Annotated in this window: 15 protein-coding genes; 10 read left to right on the forward strand and 5 right to left on the reverse strand. The window is 42.2% G+C overall.

All coding sequences use genetic code 11. The features are described 5' to 3' along the window. Positions 1-940 (reverse strand): IS256 family transposase, variant Zn-binding type (locus EHV08_RS03340; protein ID WP_455430450.1); only part of this gene is annotated, 940 nt, incomplete at its 3' end. 106 nt (positions 941-1,046) lie between these two features. Between EHV08_RS03340 and EHV08_RS03345 the strand changes: the two genes are divergently transcribed. Beyond that, positions 1,047-3,155, forward strand: coding sequence for a hypothetical protein (locus EHV08_RS03345; protein ID WP_126677966.1), 2,109 nt, complete (start codon positions 1,047-1,049; stop codon positions 3,153-3,155). A 111-nt stretch (positions 3,156-3,266) separates the two neighbouring features. On the opposite strand, the gene EHV08_RS03350 is transcribed toward EHV08_RS03345, so the two are convergent. Continuing rightward, a complete protein-coding gene (locus EHV08_RS03350; protein WP_126677968.1) occupies positions 3,267-4,844 on the reverse strand; it encodes an L-lactate permease in 1,578 nt (525 codons plus the stop codon). A 242-nt stretch (positions 4,845-5,086) separates the two neighbouring features. Beyond that, positions 5,087-6,220 carry a radical SAM family heme chaperone HemW gene (gene hemW, locus EHV08_RS03355; RefSeq protein WP_126677970.1) on the reverse strand — a complete coding sequence of 378 codons (1,134 nt, stop codon included), beginning with the start codon at positions 6,218-6,220 and terminating at the stop codon, positions 5,087-5,089. Positions 6,221-6,385: 165 nt separating this feature from the next. Between hemW and EHV08_RS03360 the strand changes: the two genes are divergently transcribed. Continuing rightward, positions 6,386-8,545, forward strand: coding sequence for an elongation factor G (locus tag EHV08_RS03360; protein WP_126677972.1), 2,160 nt, complete (start codon positions 6,386-6,388; stop codon positions 8,543-8,545). A 112-nt stretch (positions 8,546-8,657) separates the two neighbouring features. Here EHV08_RS03360 and EHV08_RS03365 read toward each other — a convergent pair whose 3' ends face one another. Further along, positions 8,658-9,344 carry a porin family protein gene (locus tag EHV08_RS03365; protein ID WP_126677973.1) on the reverse strand — a complete coding sequence of 229 codons (687 nt, stop codon included), beginning with the start codon at positions 9,342-9,344 and terminating at the stop codon, positions 8,658-8,660. Between the two features lie 435 nt (positions 9,345-9,779). Here EHV08_RS03365 and EHV08_RS03370 point away from each other — a divergent pair, with 435 nt between their 5' ends. Together EHV08_RS03370 and rprY are read left to right on the forward strand one after the other, a co-directional pair. Then, positions 9,780-11,327 carry a sensor histidine kinase gene (locus EHV08_RS03370; RefSeq protein WP_126677975.1) on the forward strand — a complete coding sequence of 516 codons (1,548 nt, stop codon included), beginning with the start codon at positions 9,780-9,782 and terminating at the stop codon, positions 11,325-11,327. A gap of 94 nt (positions 11,328-11,421) precedes the next feature. Then, the gene (rprY, locus tag EHV08_RS03375; protein WP_126677977.1) at positions 11,422-12,120 is read left to right on the forward strand and encodes a response regulator transcription factor RprY; all 699 of its coding nucleotides are present in this window, start codon (positions 11,422-11,424) and stop codon (positions 12,118-12,120) included. A gap of 92 nt (positions 12,121-12,212) precedes the next feature. Here the strand turns inward: rprY and EHV08_RS03380 are convergent, their stop codons facing one another. Next, entirely contained in the window at positions 12,213-12,407 is a 195-nt protein-coding gene (locus EHV08_RS03380) for a hypothetical protein (protein WP_126677979.1), read from the reverse strand. 204 nt (positions 12,408-12,611) lie between these two features. On the opposite strand from EHV08_RS03380, the gene rpsF reads away from it, so the two are divergent. From rpsF to EHV08_RS03410, 6 genes are all read left to right on the forward strand, one after another. Further along, positions 12,612-12,956 carry a 30S ribosomal protein S6 gene (gene rpsF, locus EHV08_RS03385; RefSeq protein ID WP_126677980.1) on the forward strand — a complete coding sequence of 115 codons (345 nt, stop codon included), beginning with the start codon at positions 12,612-12,614 and terminating at the stop codon, positions 12,954-12,956. A gap of 2 nt (positions 12,957-12,958) precedes the next feature. Beyond that, a complete protein-coding gene (gene rpsR, locus EHV08_RS03390) occupies positions 12,959-13,228 on the forward strand; it encodes a 30S ribosomal protein S18 (RefSeq protein ID WP_126677982.1) in 270 nt (89 codons plus the stop codon). 22 nt (positions 13,229-13,250) lie between these two features. Then, positions 13,251-13,811, forward strand: coding sequence for a 50S ribosomal protein L9 (gene rplI / locus EHV08_RS03395; protein ID WP_126677984.1), 561 nt, complete (start codon positions 13,251-13,253; stop codon positions 13,809-13,811). Positions 13,812-14,051: 240 nt separating this feature from the next. Then, a complete protein-coding gene (gene nadB, locus EHV08_RS03400) occupies positions 14,052-15,644 on the forward strand; it encodes an L-aspartate oxidase (RefSeq protein ID WP_126677986.1) in 1,593 nt (530 codons plus the stop codon). Between the two features lie 188 nt (positions 15,645-15,832). After that, complete coding sequence (ftcD, locus tag EHV08_RS03405; RefSeq protein WP_126677988.1) at positions 15,833-17,545, forward strand: glutamate formimidoyltransferase; 1,713 nt, start codon at positions 15,833-15,835, stop codon at positions 17,543-17,545. A 34-nt stretch (positions 17,546-17,579) separates the two neighbouring features. Next, entirely contained in the window at positions 17,580-19,586 is a 2,007-nt protein-coding gene (locus EHV08_RS03410) for a urocanate hydratase (protein WP_126677990.1), read from the forward strand. Positions 19,587-19,650 lie beyond the last annotated feature (64 nt).

A 19,650-nucleotide genomic window follows, 5' to 3' on the forward strand; every position in this document is an offset into this window, starting at 1 on the left:
TTATAAAGTCCTGAATGAAGATCTTTCTTCTTTCCGTACTGATTCCCTTGTGTAGGTTCAATTTTGTCTTTAAATCTGCATTAAGTGATTCAATAGCATTGTTGGTATTTGGTATCTCCAACTCAGGGTAATCATAGTATGTCCACAAACACGACATATTCCTTTTAAGGCTCAAAAAAGCACTACGTAGAGTTTTATGAGTATAATGTGATTTACCATCTTCTGTTGTTGTTCGTTCCTTAAGAAAATCCTCCCATTTAGTATACCATTCTTCTAAAGCCCCAATAAAGGACTCTTTGTCCGTATGACATAACATCTTGGATATTGCAAGCAGTTCTTTAGAAGCCTCAAGTTTGGGTCTTGAGGTTAGTTTTGTCTTTATAGTCATTACTTGATGGAACTGGCATAATTGGAATTTATAATTGGGGAAAGCTTGTCTAAGTCCCTTAAAACCATCGCATACAAGACCTTGAATGGTATATCCAAGTAATTCCAAGTAGCTTATGCCCTCTTTGTAATCTTCAAGACGTTCATGCCTATTGATAAACTTAAACCAAAGTACATCACCAGACAATGAATCCTTCATAATAACTACACCAAAATTACGTCCCCAATAGGTGACATCCATTAAAACCACTACCGGACGAACAAGAAGGTTGGGCAGGTCTTCTTTATAAGATTTGGTGAGCTTCCTATAAATAGTCCTGGTTGAAACTCCGTACTCCTCTGATAGATCTTTGATTGTAAGATTACCCTTGGAATAACGATTGTTAACAATGGTATTTGTAAGACGCTTATGTCCGACAAAGCTCCTCTTACAGCACTTACAATACCAGCGTTGACAACCATTAAGATGACCACGTTTTATAGTCGATTTTGAGCCACAATAAAAGCAGATTTTTTGCCATAAAAATATAAATAGAACAAAGATAATGATTATTAGACAGTTGCAAGGATTTTAAGCACATTTTTGTCATATAAGCCTGCTTTTTGCATGCACAAGCAAAAATGACATTGGGGCACTCGATCTTGAGCATTACGAACCTGTGGATAAGTTTGTTCCGGCATACGAGGCTCTGACTAATCGTACTGACCTATCTACCGGAAAGGATTATGACATAGAACAGACCGTGAGAGTGATTAATGCTCTTGAAATAGCACAGGCAAATTCCAAGAACTTTAACGACTTCTTGATGATGATGGCTCGGCAAGATTATACCGGCGTGGCACCTGATGTAATGGAGGCCAAGCAGAAGCTGTTGCCCATACTGCAATATATGTATAAGTTACAGGCGATGGACGAGCAACTAAGCGATTTGTGGCTACTTGCCCGCAGTGCGGCTTCCGGTGGAATGAGCACCATTGATGGCAAGAACATTGCCGGAGTTACTCTGGCAATGATGGGAGAGCCGATAGCCATACTGAGCATACTTGGTTCCGATGATGCCGATCGTGCCACAAACTCTGCATTCAGTCAATATGAGAAAGACAAGAAACTGAAATCGGACATACGTGCCGACATCGAGCGACTTCGTGCTTCATATATGCAGTATCTCACAGACTATGCGCCGATTTATCATAAGTATATGAAAGAGTATGATCTGATGTGCATAGAAAAAGACCGTGCATATATTGACCTATATTCCGGACAGCCCACAAGTGCACTAATTCATTCGCAGAAAATTCTCGACAAATATCCCACTAATTGTGATGCCATGCTCCTGAAATCGTTCAGTCTGATAATGGGTGGTAACGGTGCAGCGTCAACAAATGGCAGGCGAGATTTGCCACAACAATCAGTTGTGAAAGGAGACAGCATACTCGCAGGTAGAGGAGAGGTGCTACTCTCCGATACAATGCTAACACGTCATAAGACAATGAATGATGCGCAGTGGGAGGCAGACATGATTCTATCGGATTACATGCAACTTTACCCCGACCGCAGCGCGCCTGCATTGGTGTTGAAAGGAGTGTTGAGCAAACAGATGGGAGACGTAAAACAGGCAATGGCTTATTTCGACCAAGCGGCAATAGAATATCCGAAACAGGCAGCCCGACTGACAGACATGCTTGAGTCTTACCGGGCACGCACCTATCTCAATAAAACTCCTGAGGGTCAGTATCTCACACGCCTCTATCGTTCTCAGATGGAAGGATACGGATTGTTCAGCCCAAACCTTTTGAAGGCGAAATATCATGCCGATAATGGAGATATGGAGCAGAGTAAGGATGAGATTTTCAAGCATTTCTTCCGCCGTGGCAATCAAGGAGTTTATGATGCTCTACTGTCTGATATGCAGTTCTGTGAGGAACATTTATATGGCAGTTTCAAGCAACTATTGATAGAAAGTTCGTTTCTGGATGTGGAGGTGAAACCGGAAACTAAGTGGTTGTTTTGGGACGATGATGAACTTCTGCGTGTAAAAATCAACAATCGTTCTGACATAGACCTTGAGAACGTTCGTGTGTTCTTGTGCATACATTACACCGATATGTATAAGGATGAATATGATGTTGTGCGTGTACCGAAAACGATGAATATTATCGCTAAGCACTCAACTACTGATTTGGATACCTTCAGAATGACATATGCCAACAAGAATTATAGTGACATCACCCGCATACGCGCCATTGCAATAACCGACGACCGCATTTGCTGGGTGGATGACATAAACTATAAGAAGAGTCGTGCTATCGTTATGAGTAATACGGCAAATAAAGAAGGTAACAAAAGGATTGAGAAGGATAAGGAGGAGTTCTTGAAAAACTATTCCATAGAACCCTCTAAACTGAAACAAACCTTACTCACGGGAATCACTGTATTGCAGCCGGATGATGATCCGAGAGAAGAAAAGGGATTTTGGGCAACTATCGGCTCGTGGTTCAGTCGTCCGGACAACGACCTAAAGATAGAACTGCCACGAGTGCTGACCATGATAGACCCTGTGTTTTCTGTTGGTAGGATAGATGAAAACGATGCTTTGTTACCCACGAAAAATTATCTATCGGGCACTGCGATTCATCTCGTTTTCGATTATGTCCCGAAATATAATGATCAGTTGTCGTTATACATTTATAGCGATTTCGTGGATTTCCGTGTAAATATCATTTATCGTGGCAAGGATTCGCAGATAAGCAGTGTAGAAATGATATAGTAAGTCTTTTATGGCGAAAGGATACAGATGAAAAAACAGTCGGTTGATTTTAATATAATTAGCCGACTGTTTTTTCTATATTACCTATTAGGTATTTTCATCATATCATACTTATATGATGGTGAGTCCGAAATAAACCATCAGACCGGAGATGATTATATATAGCGCAGCGTATGGTATGGCAGACTTCAGTATTTCTCCGTCCTTTCCGCCCATGTCGCATGCTGCGGTGGCAATGGCAATGCTCTGCGGAGAAATCATCTTTCCTCCGGTGGCTCCGGTGGTGTTCGAAGCCACGAGCCATGTTGATTGGTCAGGAGTTAAACCGAGTTGTGAGGCAACGTTTGCCTGTAATTTTCCGAAGAGGATATTTGCCGATGTGTCAGAACCGGTGACGAATGTACCGATAGCGCCGATTAACGGAGCGAAGAAAGGATAGAACGAACCGGTGAGTGCTACGAGACCTACAGCAATGGCATTAATCATTCCGGAGTTGTTCATTACCGATGATAGGGCTATAAGACTTACTATAGTGATTATTGTCTTGTTGCTCTTAACGATGGTGCGTGCAAGCAATACCATCAGTTTCACGAAACTCATACCTTGAACCATACCACCTATAGTAGCACCGAGGAAGAGCATTAGACCGGCATTGCTAATCCAACCGAACGACACCGTAGAACCGATTACCGGCAGAGTGAGTTTCGTAACGAGGTGGGTCTTTAGGAAAGTGTTCACCGGAGGGCATAAAGCACCGCTTATCAGAATGAACACAAGTATGAATAGATAGACGCTCCATGCCCGGAAAGTCTCATTTAAGGTGTATGATTTCTTTTCTGTCTTCTCGCTGTTTTCTGTTTTCGGATTCTTAACAAACAGTTTTGCATAGATAATTATAGCAACTATCGCTGCGATAGAACCGAGTATCGCAGGTGTCTCCGCACCGAGGAAGCGGGCGCAAGAATATTGTGCTGCAAATGATATGATACCTGTCCATAACGAAAGCAATACGTTCTTAACTATTGCCTTGCGGTCGGTTATCATAAGTATTATGAACGGAATGATGAAGAACAATATTACCAACTGTATCACGATGAAAGATGATGTCTGTGATATGAACTCTGCCGAAGCCGCTCCGCCTGCTGTAACCTCGTTACAGAGTGTCGTTACGGGAACACCGACGGCACCGAATGCCACTGCCACGGTATTGGCAATGAGTGCCACAAGGGCAGAGAACATCGGCTTGAAACCGAGTCCGATGAGTATAGCAGCCGGAATTGCCACGGCTGTACCGAAGCCTGCCATACCTTCAAGCAGACCGCCGAAGCCCCATACCATGAGTAATACTACAATGCCTTTGTCGTCGGAAATGCTTGTGAATTGTGCCTTGATTACTTCTATCTCCTTTGTTTCGAGAAGAATGTTGTAACTGTAAAGCGCCATCATAATGATGATGAGGATAGGGAAGAGTGCTTTGAACACACCCTCTACGAAACTCCAACCCACAACTCCGAATATTGAAGCATCTTGGAATTTCTCCGGAACCATATCCATTGCCGGAGCGGCAAATAGTGCTAATAAGATTGTTACTACAAGAGTTATGAACGCACTCTTGTGACCTGCCATCTTGAATCCTAACATAAGGACAAACAGTAGGATAATCGGAACTATTGATACGATTGCTGACATAAAAATGTTTTTTTAGTAAATATTATATAAGTATTCGGTATTAATTTTCTGCTTGCATTCCTCATTCTTTCACCTAAGAATATCTGATTGCATAAAAAACTGCCACAAATATATAAATAAAAATCCTAAATAAGAATCTTTTTGCGATGTTTTTTTAATATTAACAAGAAAAATGTAAGTTATAAGCCACTTCAGGTACATATTTGTTATAAAATGCCATTTCTGCAATACAGAAAGTGGCATTATATTTTTACAAGTTCTGCCATTACTGAATCGCTTACAAAAATTCCTTTGTGCGTAAGGCGTACATGTGTATCGGTGATTGCGATCAGTCCGCGCTCGGCCATCGGGAGTGCTGTTTTTAGTAGATAGTCGCGCTGTTCTTGTGTCAGACTATTTAGCGAAATTCCCTCACTCGTGCGCATTGCTGTTGTCACTATATCGTTGTAATGCGTGGTGGCATCTATTGTTTCGCATCCCTCTATTGGACGTTTGCCGATTTTGGCTATTCGTATATATTCTTTGATATTTGCGATGTTCCATGAGCGTTCACACAAATCATAAGAGTGGGCAGATACTCCGATACCGATGTAAGGCACGTCTGCCCAGTAGTTGCTGTTGTGAACAGACCTGAATTTAGTGTGATTGGTGTCGAGTGCAGAGCGTTGTGCAAAGTTTGATATTTCGTAATGCTCGTATCCTTCCGCAATGAGCATCTTTGTGAGTCGTTCAAACATCGCAAGACATAGTTCTTCATCGGCAGCATTTATTTTACCCTCTACAAGCATACGATGCAGCGGTGTGTTTTCCTCAAACATAAGGCTGTATGCTGAAATATGCTGTGGTTTCAGCGATATTGCATGTTTTATGTCGCATTCCCAGTCGGCAAGTGTTTCATTCGGAAATCCGAACATAAGGTCGATACTTATGTTTATTATCCCTGCTTTTCGTAACATCATTATTGCATTATCCACCTGTATTGCACTGTGTCGTCGTCTTATCAGTTGCAAACGTTCGTCCGAAAACGTCTGAGCACCAAGACTCACGCGGTTGAATCCCATATCTGCCAGTTCCTCGGCATACTTCTCGTTTATATCATCGGGATTACATTCAATGGTTATTTCGGCATTATGTTCGACATTATATACCTTATTTATATTATATAACAGTTTACGCAGTTGGTCTGCGGATAATTGCGAAGGAGTGCCTCCACCAAGATAAATAGTGCTGATTTTACTACCGGTTTCACGTATCGACATCTCCTGCACAAGTGCGGAAACATAGTCATCGCGTAACACCAAATGAGTGGTGCTGTAGAAAGCGCAATATATACATCGGCTTTCACAAAATGGGATGTGAATATATAATGATTTCAAACTATTCTAAAAACGTTAATCCTTACCGAAGAATTATATTGGCAATGCAAAATAATGTTAAACAAAGAGTAATTCTTAATTCTTATTTTCCAATTCTTAATTATAATCATTAACTTTAAGCCCTTAAATAAACAGACTAATAGTATAAACCTAAATCTTAATGGTATGAGAGTATATAAGACTAACGAAATTAAGAACATCGCATTGCTTGGCAGTGCGGGTAGCGGCAAGACCACACTTGCCGAGAGTATGTTATTCGAGAGCGGAGTAATAAAACGCCGTGGTACGGTAGAAAGCAAAAATACCGTGAGTGATTACTTCCCTGTAGAGCAAGAATATGGATATTCTGTGTTCTCTACTGTGTTCAATGTAGAGTGGAACAACAAGAAACTAAATATCATAGACTGTCCGGGAAGCGACGACTTTGTTGGTGGAGCAATTACTGCTCTCAACGTTACCGATCAGGCTTTGGTGTTGATAAATGGACAATATGGCCCTGAAGTGGGTACTCAAAATATATTCCGTTATACGGAAAAACTAAAGAAACCGGTAATATTCCTCGTAAATCAACTCGACCGTGAAAACTGTGACTTCGACTCTGTGATGTCACAGATGAAAGAAATCTACGGCCCGAAATGTGTTCAGGTTCAGTATCCTATTGCCACAGGACCGGGTTTCAATTCTCTCATAGACGTGCTTCTTATGAAGAAATATTCTTGGAAGCCGGAAGGTGGTGCTCCGATTATCGAGGATATTCCGGCCGAAGAGATGGACAAGGCAAAGGAATTGCATGCAGCACTTGTTGAGGCTGCGGCTGAGAATGACGAGGCTTTAATGGAGAAATTCTTCATGGAAGAAACTTTGACAGAAGACGAAATGCGTGAGGGAATACGCAAAGGATTGGTTGCACGTGGCATTTTCCCCGTTTTCTGTGTATGCGGTGGTAAGTCAATGGGTGTGCGCAGACTTATGGAATTCCTCGGAAACGTTGTTCCTTTCGTAAGTGATATGCCAAAGATTCACAACACACGTGGTGAGGAGGTGGTTGCTGACAGTGCCGCTCCTGCTTCTGTATATTTCTTCAAGACAGGCATGGAGCCGCACATTGGTGAGGTGTCTTACTTCAAGGTTATGAGCGGAACATTAAAGGCCGGTGCCGACTTGACAAATGCTGACCGTGGTTCTAAGGAACGTATCGCAAGCATCAATGTATGTGCAGGAGCAAATCGTCAGGCTGTTGACGAACTTTGTGCCGGCGACATCGGTTGTACAGTGAAACTCAAGGACGTGAAGACGGGCAATACTCTTAATGAAAAAGACGTTGAAAATCGTTTCGACTTCATTAAATATCCTAATTCAAAATATTCTCGTGCGGTAAAGGCTGTGAACGAGAGCGATACTGAGAAGATGATGGTTGCCCTGACAAAGATGCGTCAGGAAGACCCGACATGGGTTGTGGAGCAGTCGAAAGAACTGAAACAAATCATAGTTCACGGACAAGGTGAGTTCCACCTGCGCACGTTGAAGTGGCGTATGGAGAACAACGAGAAGATACAGATTAAGTATGAAGAGCCGAAGATTCCTTATCGTGAGACAATCACCAAGCCGTCTCGTGCGGATTATCGCCACAAGAAACAGTCGGGTGGTGCAGGTCAGTTTGGTGAGGTTCATCTTATTGTAGAGCCATACGCAGATGGTATGCCTGATCCTACTGTATATAAGTTTGGTGGTCAGGAGTATCGAATGAATATCAAAAATAAGGAAGAAATCGACCTCGAATGGGGTGGTAAACTTGTGTTCCTGAACTCTGTTGTAGGTGGTGCTATTGATGCACGTTTCATGCCGGCAATCCTCAAGGGAATTATGGCTCGCATGGAGCAAGGACCGCTCACAGGTTCTTATGCCCGCGATGTTCGCGTTGTGGTTTATGATGGCAAGATGCACCCGGTAGATTCTAATGAACTTTCGTTCATGCTTGCTGCACGTCAGGCGTTTGCAGAGGCATTCAAGAACGCCGGTCCTAAGATTCTTGAACCTATTTACGACCTCGAAGTATTCGTTCCGGCAGACTATATGGGTGATGTTATGAGCGACTTACAAGGCCGTCGTGCTCTTATTATGGGTATGGACAGCGAGGCCGGTTATCAGAAACTGTCAGCAAAGATTCCTTTGAAAGAACTTGCGAACTATTCTATTGCGCTCAGTTCACTTACCGGTGGTCGTGCTTCGTTTTCTACCAAATTCTCAAGTTACGAACTTGTTCCGACAGACATTCAGAACGAACTCATCAAGCAGCATGAGACAGAGGATGTTGAAGACGAATAATCAGTCGGCATTAATTTTAATAACATATATATTAAGAGCGGCAGGATTAATTCCTTGCCGCTCTTGGTTTTAATATCTGATTATTTCAAAAAGTGAAATTCTATTTTGATACTTATAAATCAAATCCGTAGGCTACTGAGAAAGAGAAGGCACTTATCTTTGGGTTTCCACGGGTCAAACCTCCGTATTTATATACGCCTGTAAGTCCGAGTTGGTAACGGAGGTCGAACAGTATGTTGCGGTATTCGTATGAAACACCAAGTGGAATGCTGAACTCGAATGTTTTGAATAAGTTTTTTACATTCCCTGATACGGTTCTTATACCCTCCTCTTTTTCTTTCGAATCGTTTATCCATTTTGTACTGTTTTGGGCGGCAATGAGCATTGCCGGTTGGATACCGATGTTTACTGATAGACCATCGGTGAGAAAGGTGTGCATCATAATGGGGATTTGCAAATAATGGTTGTTCCATTTAGATTCTTTTATTTTATATTCCTCCATTAAATCCTCTGAATCAAAACGGTTGCCAAGATTGGAGTATATAAGTCCGATAGATGCCCCATAATTATCACTTATGCGATAACGTAAATCTGCACCGGCGTTGAAACCACTCTTCATTTCAGACTTTTTCATTATTATACCTTCGGCCGGTGTGACCCCAAAAGAGAGTAGGTCGCCACTGAATTTCGATAAGTTTACTCCGATTTTAGGGTAAACAGTGACACAGCCGGGGGATTTCTGTGCAAATGTTGCAATTGCTATAATTAATAGGAATGCTGCAAAAAGTATTTTTTTCATGATATTTTTTTTGATATTTTCTATAATAACGCCTATTGATTTGTTTTTATTGTCTTCTTCTAATATATTAATATGGATGTGCCGCACACTACGTTTTTTACGCTTATATACTTCGTTATTATACCTTATATATATTAGAACATGTCTTAATGCAAACCAAAATCGCCTAAATTGCTCGGCAAAATCGCCTAATTTGGTCAGTAAAATCGCCCAATTTGCTTTGCAATTTAGGAAAAATTGGTCTGCATAATAGTATAAATCGAGAAATGATTGGTATTTATAATTGATAATTATTTATTATAATAGAATAATAGTATTAATTAAATCAAATTTAACCAAAATAATTAACTAAAAAAGAACGATAAATAAGAAAAGATATTATTTTTGCAAATATAAACAACTATCGGTATTAATAAAACGAGCCGTAACAAAGATATGAAGAAAAGAACGATATGGACTATAGCAATCATAATGGGACTTAGTTTCCTCGTATTGCTCTTTCTGCAACTCAGTTATATCGAAGAGATGGTGAAGATGAAGAAAGAGCAGTTTGATGAATCTGTCAATCGTTCACTTTATCAGGCTTCAAGAAATCTCGAACTGAATGAGACACTGCGTTATCTTGAGAAAGATGTCAGTAAGACAGGGCGTAAGGCAATTAAGAAAGATTCAATGACGGTTGGAACGGATGGTGCACCCAAACCATCACATGAGTTCGCTGCAAACACCAATGATGGCACTATATACTCCTCATTCCAAATGAAGACAATCGCAATAAAGCCATCGCAGATGCCCAAAGGTATAATTTTGCGTAATGACAAGAATGCCGTGTCGGAAGCCTCTAAGTCTATGAGAGAGATGGTTAAAAACCGATATGTATATCAGAAAGCATTGCTCGATGAAGTGGTGTATAGTATTCTTTATACGGCATCGGAAAAACCTCTGAAAGAGAGAGTTAATTTCAGAATGCTCGACCAAGACATTAAGGCAGAATTGATGAACAATGGTATAAACATTCCGTATCACTTCACTGTATCTACGCAGGACGGTCAGGAGGTTTATCGTTGTTTGGATTATTCTGACGAGGGGGAAGAATACTCCTACAGTCAGTTGCTATATCGCAATGACCCACAGCAAAAATCGGGTGTGGTGAGGATTCATTTCCCTACGATGAACAGTTATATCTTCTCTTCGGTACGGTTTATGATACCCTCAATCATTTTTACGTTGGTATTGCTTGTGACTTTCATATTCACCATTGCAGTGATATTCCGTCAGAAGAGGCTGACCGAGATAAAGAACGACTTTATAAACAATATGACTCACGAGTTGAAAACGCCAATATCAAGCATTTCGCTTGCAGCACAGATGATGAACGATGAGGCCGTGACAAAGAGCCCGACAATGATTAAACATATCGGTGGTGTGGTCAACGATGAGTCGAAACGACTGCGTTTCCTTGTTGAGAAAGTGTTGCAAATGTCTATGTTTGATGATCGTACGGCAATATTCAAGAAGAAAGAACTCGACTTGAATGAGATGGTTGAGAACATCGCAAACTCGTTCACATTGCGTGTTGAGCATACGGGGGGGCGCATAAATACGCTTGTAGAGGCAGAGAACTCCAAGATATATGTTGATGAGATACACTTCTCGAATGTGATACACAACCTTATGGACAATGCGGTTAAATATAAAAAAGAAGGAGAACCGCTCGTCTTGGAAGTGCATACTTGGAATGCAGACGGCCGCCTTATGTTGTCGGTAAAAGACAACGGCATCGGTATAAAGAAAGAAAATTTGAAGAAAGTGTTTGATAAGTTCTACCGTGTACATACCGGTAACGTTCATAATGTGAAGGGATTCGGTCTCGGATTGGCATACGTCAAGAAGATTGTTGACCTGCACAAGGGAGAGATAAAGGTGGAGAGTGTTTATGGTAAAGGCACTAAGTTCACCATATCACTGCCTGAAATTGCTTAACAATAAGTAATAGATACTGATTGATACATTGTTATGGCAAGGTATGAAACTTTAACTTTCGATTTTAATATTAATTTTTTAAATATAAATGATTATGGAAGAACAATTGAAAATCTTGCTTTGCGAGGATGATGAGAACCTCGGAATGTTGCTTCGTGAATATCTGCAAGCAAAAGGATATAATGCAGAGTTGTGTACTGACGGAGAAGCCGGATACAGGGCTTTCCTTAAAAGTAAGTTCGACATCGCCGTGCTTGACGTTATGATGCCAAAGAAAGATGGTTTCTCGTTGGCACAAGACATTCGTCAGGCTAATGCCGAGATGCCTATAATCTTCCTTACTGCCAAGACATTGAAGGAGGATATTCTTGAAGGATTCAAGATTGGTGCAGACGATTATATCACCAAACCGTTCTCTATGGAGGAATTGGTGCTGCGCATAGAGGCCATACTTCGCCGAGTACGTGGAAAGAAGACGAAGGAGAGTACACAGTATCAGATTGGTCGTTTCTTGTTCGATACCCAGAAACAGTTGCTTACAATCGGCGACAAGCAGACTAAACTGACCACAAAAGAGAACGAATTGCTTGCACTGCTATGCAGTCATGCAAATGAGATTCTTCAACGTGACTTTGCTCTGAAGACAATCTGGATAGATGACAACTACTTCAATGCACGCTCTATGGACGTATATATCACCAAACTGCGTAAGCATCTGAAGGACGATGAACAGATTGAAATAATCAATATCCACGGAAAGGGATATAAACTTATAACGCCGGAGGAGGAATAGTCGGGTGTGTTTCTTGATGGTTATCGGATTTTAACGATCGGGAACTGATTTTCAAAGGTTTTCATAATACCATACCAAGTGGAAATCGGTTGCTATTCGTTAAAGTCCGATGACTTTATTATTGCTACATGGACAATGACCCCGCCGATAACAAGGAACAGTAAAATAAAGAGCAATGCATTGCTTGATGTCCACCCGAAAAGGAATGAGAGGAGGAGTAACAATGCGCCGGTATAGATTGCCACGAGGCCTGCATAAGGCTTTATAATTCTTATAAGATTCTTCATTTCTGCTGCAAAAGTAGAAAAAGATTTGAATAAAAAGCGTCATTGGACATATAATTGTGTGCAGTAACAGTTAATAATGTCTAAATATTAAGTTTTGACTTGTTGCTCATCATATATATGTGACTGGAAATTATTACCTTTGCACCCGCTTTGGCGTATGCCTTGGCAAAATAATATTAATTAATAACTTTATTTACAAACAGTATGTATCAATACGAAACCGTTTTCATTTTGACTCCCGTTTTGTCTGATGAACAGACAAAGGAAACGGTCGCTAAGTTCAAGAAACTCCTCACCGACAATGGTGCAGAGATTCTTAACGAAGAGGCATGGGGATTGAAGAAACTGGCTTATCAGATTGAAAAGAAGACATCAGGATTTTATTTCCTTGTTGAGTTCAAGGCTGAGCCGACAGTAATCAAAACTTTTGAAACAGGATTGCGCCGCGATGAGAAGGTAATCCGTTTCATGACAGTAAAACTCGAGAAGTATGCTGCACAGTATGCAGAGAAGAGAAGAAACAAGAACGTTAAAAAAGAGGAGGCATAATCATGGCAGCACAAGACAGTGAAATTCGTTATTTGAATGCTCCTTCTATCGACACGAAGAAGAAGAAGTATTGCCGCTTCAAGAAGAGCGGAATCAAGTATATTGATTACAAGGATCCTGAGTTCCTCAAGAAATTCCTGAATGAGCAAGGTAAGATTTTGCCTCGTCGTATTACCGGAACATCTCTCAAGTATCAGCGTCGAGTGGCTCAAGCCGTTAAGCGTGCACGCCAGATTGCTCTGCTCCCGTACGTAACAGACATGATGAAATAAAAACCTAAAAACCTAAGATAAAATGGAAATTATACTGAAAGAAGATATCATAGGATTGGGTTACAAGAACGACATCGTAACCGTAAAGAAAGGCTATGGTCGTAACTACCTGATTCCTGCAGGTAAAGCCGTTATCGCGAGCGAGAGCGCAAAGAAAATACTTGCAGAGAACTTGAGACAGCAGGCACACAAACTCGCAGCACTCAAGGCTGCTGCAGAGGAAAAGGCTGCTAAATTGGAAGGTGTTTCTCTGGAAATCGAGGCAAAGGTTGCTGCAACAGGCCAACTCTATGGTTCTGTTAATGCTGCTAAAGTTGCTGAGGCTCTTGCTGAAAAGGGCATTGAGATTGATCGTAAGATTATCACTATGCGCGACATCAAGCAGGTTGGTGAATATGAGGCTGTCGCTCACTTCCATAAGGAGGTTGAGGTTAAGATACCGGTAGTGGTTGTTGCAGAAAATGCTCCTGTTGCCACTCCTGCCGAGAATGCCGAAGAAGCACCTATTGCAGAAGAGGAAAAGGTTGTCGCAGAGGTAGAAGTTGAGACTTCTGTAGAGGAAGAAACTCCTGCTGAGGCATAATTCTTTATAAAGAAAAGAAAATTTTCGCGCTGTAAAGCATTTATTATAAGTATCCCGGCTATCCATGTGATGGTCGGGATGCTTATTGTTTTAAAATATGTTTTTTATTCCTGTAATTATGCCTTGTAAGAATAGTGAAATGTGAGTGCTTGGACAATAAAGTTAATCTTGTGAAATAATTCGTTCTTTACGGCTATTATTATTATTTTTGCAGTCGTAAAATGCTAAACATTATACATAATGGTTTATAAATATGATTTTCTCATTATCGGTGCCGGTGTTTCCGGAATGAGTTATGCTTTGAAAGTGGCACGTGCCAAGAAAGGCAAGATATGTATTATTTGCAAGACTTCTCTTGACGAAGCCAACACATCTTTTGCACAGGGTGGGGTTGCCTCTGTCACAAATTTTGAGGTCGATAACTTTGAGAAACATATAGAAGATACGATAGTTGCGGGTGATAATATTTCAGATCGTACTGCTGTGGAAATGGTAGTACGCAATGCTCCTGAGCAGATAAGAGAGTTGGTTGATTGGGGTATTAATTTCGACAAGAATGAAGATGGCACTTTCGACCTTCACCGTGAGGGAGGGCATTCGGAGTTCAGAATATTGCATCATGCTGATGACACCGGAGCCGAAATACAACGAGGTCTGATGGAGGCTGTGCGTAAGAATCCCTATATTGATGTTAAAGAGAATCATTTTGCAGTAGAGATAATAACGCAACATCATATTGGTGCACGTGTTACTCGTCGCACATCATGTATAAACTGTTATGGCGCTTACGTGCTTAATCCTGATACACAGAAGGTTGATACTTATCTTTCAAAGGTGACTTTAATGTGTACGGGTGGTTGCGGGGCTGTTTATCAGACAACGACAAATCCTATAATTGCAACAGGAGATGGTGAGGCAATGGTGTATCGTGCCAAGGGTACGGTACAGGATATGGAGTTTGTGCAGTTTCATCCAACAGCACTATATTCACCAGGGGATACACACCCTGCATTTCTCATTACAGAGGCGATGCGTGGTTATGGTGCGATATTGCGATTGCCGACCGGCGAATCGTTTATGGAAAAGTATGACCCACGTCTCTCGCTGGCACCGCGCGATATAGTTGCACGTGCCATCGACAACGAGATGAAGATACACGGACTGTCTCATGTGTGCCTTGACGTGACACATAAAAATCCGGAAGAAACTCGTCAGCATTTCCCTAATATCTATGTGAAGTGCAAGACAATGGGCATTGATATAACCAAAGATTATATCCCGGTGCGTCCCGCAGCACATTATATGTGTGGAGGAATAAAGGTGGACTATAACGCATGTTCGAGCATACAGCGTTTGTATGCCATTGGTGAATGTTCCTGTACCGGACTGCATGGCGGTAACCGGTTGGCCTCCAACTCTCTTATCGAGGCTGTCGTTTATGCCGATGTGGCTGCCAAACACTCATTGGAGCATGTGGATTTGTATGATTTCAATGAGCAGATACCGGAATGGGATGATGAAGGAACAATGACCAACGAGGAAAAAGTGCTTATTACTCAAAGCGTGAAGGAGGTAGGAGAGATAATGTCGAACTATGTAGGCATAGTGAGGAGTAACCTGCGATTGAAGAGAGCATGGGATAGACTTGACATGTTGTATGAAGAGACAGAGAATTTGTTTCGTAGGGTCAAGGCAAGTCGCGACATCTGTGAACTTCGCAACATGATAAACGTGGGTTATCTCATAACGCGTCAGGCAATAGAGCGCAAAGAATGTCGCGGTTTGCATTACACTACTGACTATCCTGTGCATGCTTACGACAAGAAAGATTGAAAACTGTAACACCTTAAATATGACTATTAAATATGACAAAAAGGACTTAAATGAAATGCCTAAGGCGCACTTCTGTTATTTCTTGTTGAATATATCGGGCTGCCGATGAAAAATAGTCAAAAGATGTTGCATGATTAACCGAAAATTTATATATTTGCACAAGGAATTTCTTATCTAAAACTTAATATATGAGTAACTTTAAACGTATTATTGAATGCGTACCTAATTTCAGTGAAGGACGCGATTTAAGTATCATCAAACAAATTACAAACGAGGTTGAAAGTGTAGATGGTGTACGTCTGCTTGACGTTGATCCGGGTGAGGCAACAAATCGAACAGTAGTAACTTTTGTCGGCGAACCGGAGGCCGTTGTTGAGGCCGCATTCCGCAGTGTGAAGAAAGCCGGAGAACTGATAGATATGCGCAAGCATCATGGTGCTCACCCACGTATGGGTGCTACCGATGTGTTGCCACTGATACCTGTTGCCGGTGTAACACTTGAAGAGTGCGCGGAAATGGCACGCAAGTTGGCAAAGCGTATAGCCGACGAACTCGAAATCCCATGCTATTGTTATGAGGCAGCAGCCTATACCAAAGAGCGTAGCAATCTTGCTGTTTGCCGTGAGGGAGAGTATGAGGCAATCGCAGAGAAACTGTCAACAGAGGGTAAGCAACCTGATTTCGGTACACGTCCGTTTGATGAGCGTGCAGCAAGAACCGGATGTACTGCTGTTGGAGCACGTGATTTCCTCATTGCAGTAAACTATAACCTCAACACTACTTCAACACGACGTGCCAATGCAATCGCATTCGATGTACGTGAAAAGGGTAGACCGGTACGTGAGGGTAATCCGATAACCGGAAAACTGAAGAAAGATGAGAATGGAAAGACAATAATGCAGCCCGGTACACTGAAAAGTACAAAGGCTATCGGCTGGTTTATTGACGAATATAAGATAGCACAGGTATCTATGAATATCACGAATATCAACGTTACACCGCTACATAAAGCATTCGATGAGGTGTGCCGCTGTGCAAATAATCGTGGTGTGCGTGTAACAGGTACTGAGATTGTTGGTCTTATACCTAAACGCGTTCTGGTAGAGGCTGGACGTTATTTCCTTGAAAAGCAGAATCGCTCTACCGGTATTCCGGAGGAAGACCTGTTGATGATTGCAATTAAGTCACTCGGACTTGAAGACTTGAAAGAATTTAACCCGAGAGAGAAAGTTATAGAGTATCTTCTTGAAGATGCAAATAAAAAGCCGTTGCTTGCTGACCTCACCGTAAAAGATTTCGCATTGGAGACTTCTCGCGAAAGTCCTGCACCGGGTGGCGGAACAATCTCTGCATATATGGGAGCATTGGGTGCAGCACTCGGAACTATGGTTGCAAACCTCTCTTCTCACAAGGCTGGTTGGGATGACCGTTGCCACGAATTCGCAGTATGGGCAGACAAGGGACAGACACTTATCTCCGAACTGATGCACCTCGTTGACGAAGATACTGAAGCATTTAACCGTATTATGGCTGCATTTGGTATGCCTAAAAAGACCGATGAAGATAAGGCTGCACGCAGTGAAGCAATACAAGCAGCAACACTCTATGCCACACAGATTCCACTTCAGACTATGAAAGCATCTTTCGGAGCGTTTGAGATATGCAAGGCTATGGCAGAAGAGGGTAATCCTAACAGTGTTTCGGATGCCGGTGTAGGTGCTTTGGCAGCACGTGCCGCAGTTATCGGAGCCGGTCTTAACGTTAAAATAAACGCAGCTTCGCTTAAAGACAAAGAGAAAGCAGAGGCTCTTGTGGCAGAGGCAGAGCAGATTGTTGCTAAGGCAAATGCCGAAGAAAAGATTATTATGTCAATAGTTGAGAAGGTGATAAGTAATTTATAGTTTGAAAGAATAAACAAAATAAAAATAAAACGAAATGACCAAAGAAGATTTTTCAAAAGAAATACGTGCCGGTATTCCGCAGACATTGCCGGAGATGCCACAATATGACACAACAATCAGCCACGCTCCTAAGCGTAAAGATATTCTGACGGCAGATGAAAAAAGACTTGCACTGCGCAATGCACTGCGTTATTTCCCGAAAGAAATGCACGCGGCACTTGCATCAGAGTTTGCTGAAGAATTGGAAAAATACGGACGTATATATATGTATCGTTTCCGTCCTACATACGAAATGTATGCTCGTCCGATAGACGAATATCCGCATCGTTCGGAACAGGCAGCTGCAATCATGATGATGATTCAGAACAACCTTGATAAGGCTGTGGCACAACATCCTCATGAGTTGATTACTTATGGAGGTAATGGTGCAGTATTTCAGAACTGGGCACAGTATCGCTTGGTGATGAAATATTTGTCGGAGATGACCGATGAGCAAACTCTTGTTATGTATAGTGGTCATCCTCTCGGATTGTTCCCATCGCACAAGACCGCACCAAGAGTGGTTGTTACCAACGGTATGGTAATTCCTAACTACAGCAAACCGGATGATTGGGAACGTTACAATGCACTCGGCGTGAGCCAATATGGACAGATGACTGCCGGCTCTTATATGTATATCGGTCCGCAGGGTATTGTTCATGGTACTACCATTACAGTGCTGAATGCAGCACGTAAGGTGATGGGCGACAATCACGACCGTATTCCGTTGTTCATAAGTAGTGGTCTTGGCGGTATGTCGGGAGCACAGCCTAAGGCCGGAAACATTGCAGGTGTTGTAAGTGTTGTTGCTGAAATAAATCCATTGGCAGCAAAGAAGAGATACGAGCAGGGCTGGGTTGACGAGTTGCATGACAATCTTGATGAACTGATTCCTGCCATCTGCAAGGCTGTTGAAGAACACCGCGTGGTGTCTATGGCATACGTTGGCAATGTCGTTGATCTGTGGGAACGTCTTGCAAAAGACGAGATACATGTTGACTTAGGTAGCGATCAGACATCACTCCACAATGCCTTTGCCGGAGGTTACTATCCTGTAGGCATGACACTTGAGGAGTCTAACCGCATGATGGCAGAACAACCCGAACTCTTTGAGGAGAAAGTTTATGAGTCATTACGCCGTCAGGTAGATGCCATTAACAAGATTTCGTCAAAGGGAATGTATTTCTTTGACTATGGTAATGCGTTCCTCCTTACCTCAGGAAGAGCCGGAGCAGAAATATTTGCAGACAATTCGAATACTAAGTTCCGTTATCCGTCATACGTTCAAGACATCATGGGACCGATGTTCTTTGACTATGGTTTCGGTCCTTTCCGCTGGGTATGCTCTTCTTGTACTCCTGAAGACCTTGCCGTTACTGACCGTTTGGCTGCCGAGGTTCTTGATGATATGATGAAGACTGTAACCGAAGACATCAAGGGACAACTTGCAGATAACCTTCATTGGATACGTGAGGCAGGAAAGAACAACCTTGTTGTCGGTTCACAGGCCCGCATTCTGTATGCCGATTCAGAAGGTAGAATGAGGATAGCACTTGCTTTCAACGATGCCATACGTCGTGGAGAGATAAGTCGTCCGGTAGTTTTGGGCAGAGACCATCATGACGTTTCCGGAACAGACTCACCTTTCCGCGAGACCTCCAATATCTACGACGGTTCACGTTTCTGTGCCGACATGGCTGTACACAATGTTATCGGTGACTCTTTCCGTGGCGCTACATGGGTGAGCATCCATAATGGTGGCGGAGTAGGCTGGGGCGAAGTTATCAACGGTGGCTTCGGTATGGTGATTGACGGAAGCGAGGAAGCAGAACGCAAGATACGCCAAATGCTCTTCTGGGATGTGAATAACGGAATCGCACGTCGCTCTTGGGCACGCAACAATGGCTCTATTGACGCTATAAAGCGCGAAATGGAGCGCACACCGGAACTGACAGTGACAATACCAAACATTGTGGATGACGAAATAATCAATAAATTTTAAATAAACAGAAAAGCCCGGATTACTCTTATTAAACGAATAATACGGGCTTTCAACAACTGAAAAT

The sequence above is a fragment of the Prevotella koreensis genome, assembly GCF_003977605.1.
In the GTDB taxonomy this organism is placed as follows: Bacteria; Bacteroidota; Bacteroidia; order Bacteroidales; family Bacteroidaceae; genus Prevotella; species Prevotella koreensis.

Coding starts and splice junctions, on each gene's coding strand:
- EHV08_RS03350 (WP_126677968.1), bottom strand. CDS start 4,844: ATGTCAGCAATCGTATCAATAGTTCCGATTATCCTACTGTTTGTCCTT.
- EHV08_RS03360 (WP_126677972.1), top strand. CDS start 6,386: ATGAGAGTATATAAGACTAACGAAATTAAGAACATCGCATTGCTTGGC.
- EHV08_RS03365 (WP_126677973.1), bottom strand. CDS start 9,344: ATGAAAAAAATACTTTTTGCAGCATTCCTATTAATTATAGCAATTGCA.
- EHV08_RS03370 (WP_126677975.1), top strand. CDS start 9,780: ATGAAGAAAAGAACGATATGGACTATAGCAATCATAATGGGACTTAGT.
- rprY (WP_126677977.1), top strand. CDS start 11,422: ATGGAAGAACAATTGAAAATCTTGCTTTGCGAGGATGATGAGAACCTC.
- EHV08_RS03380 (WP_126677979.1), bottom strand. CDS start 12,407: ATGAAGAATCTTATAAGAATTATAAAGCCTTATGCAGGCCTCGTGGCA.
- rpsF (WP_126677980.1), top strand. CDS start 12,612: ATGTATCAATACGAAACCGTTTTCATTTTGACTCCCGTTTTGTCTGAT.
- rpsR (WP_126677982.1), top strand. CDS start 12,959: ATGGCAGCACAAGACAGTGAAATTCGTTATTTGAATGCTCCTTCTATC.
- rplI (WP_126677984.1), top strand. CDS start 13,251: ATGGAAATTATACTGAAAGAAGATATCATAGGATTGGGTTACAAGAAC.
- nadB (WP_126677986.1), top strand. CDS start 14,052: ATGGTTTATAAATATGATTTTCTCATTATCGGTGCCGGTGTTTCCGGA.
- ftcD (WP_126677988.1), top strand. CDS start 15,833: ATGAGTAACTTTAAACGTATTATTGAATGCGTACCTAATTTCAGTGAA.
- EHV08_RS03410 (WP_126677990.1), top strand. CDS start 17,580: ATGACCAAAGAAGATTTTTCAAAAGAAATACGTGCCGGTATTCCGCAG.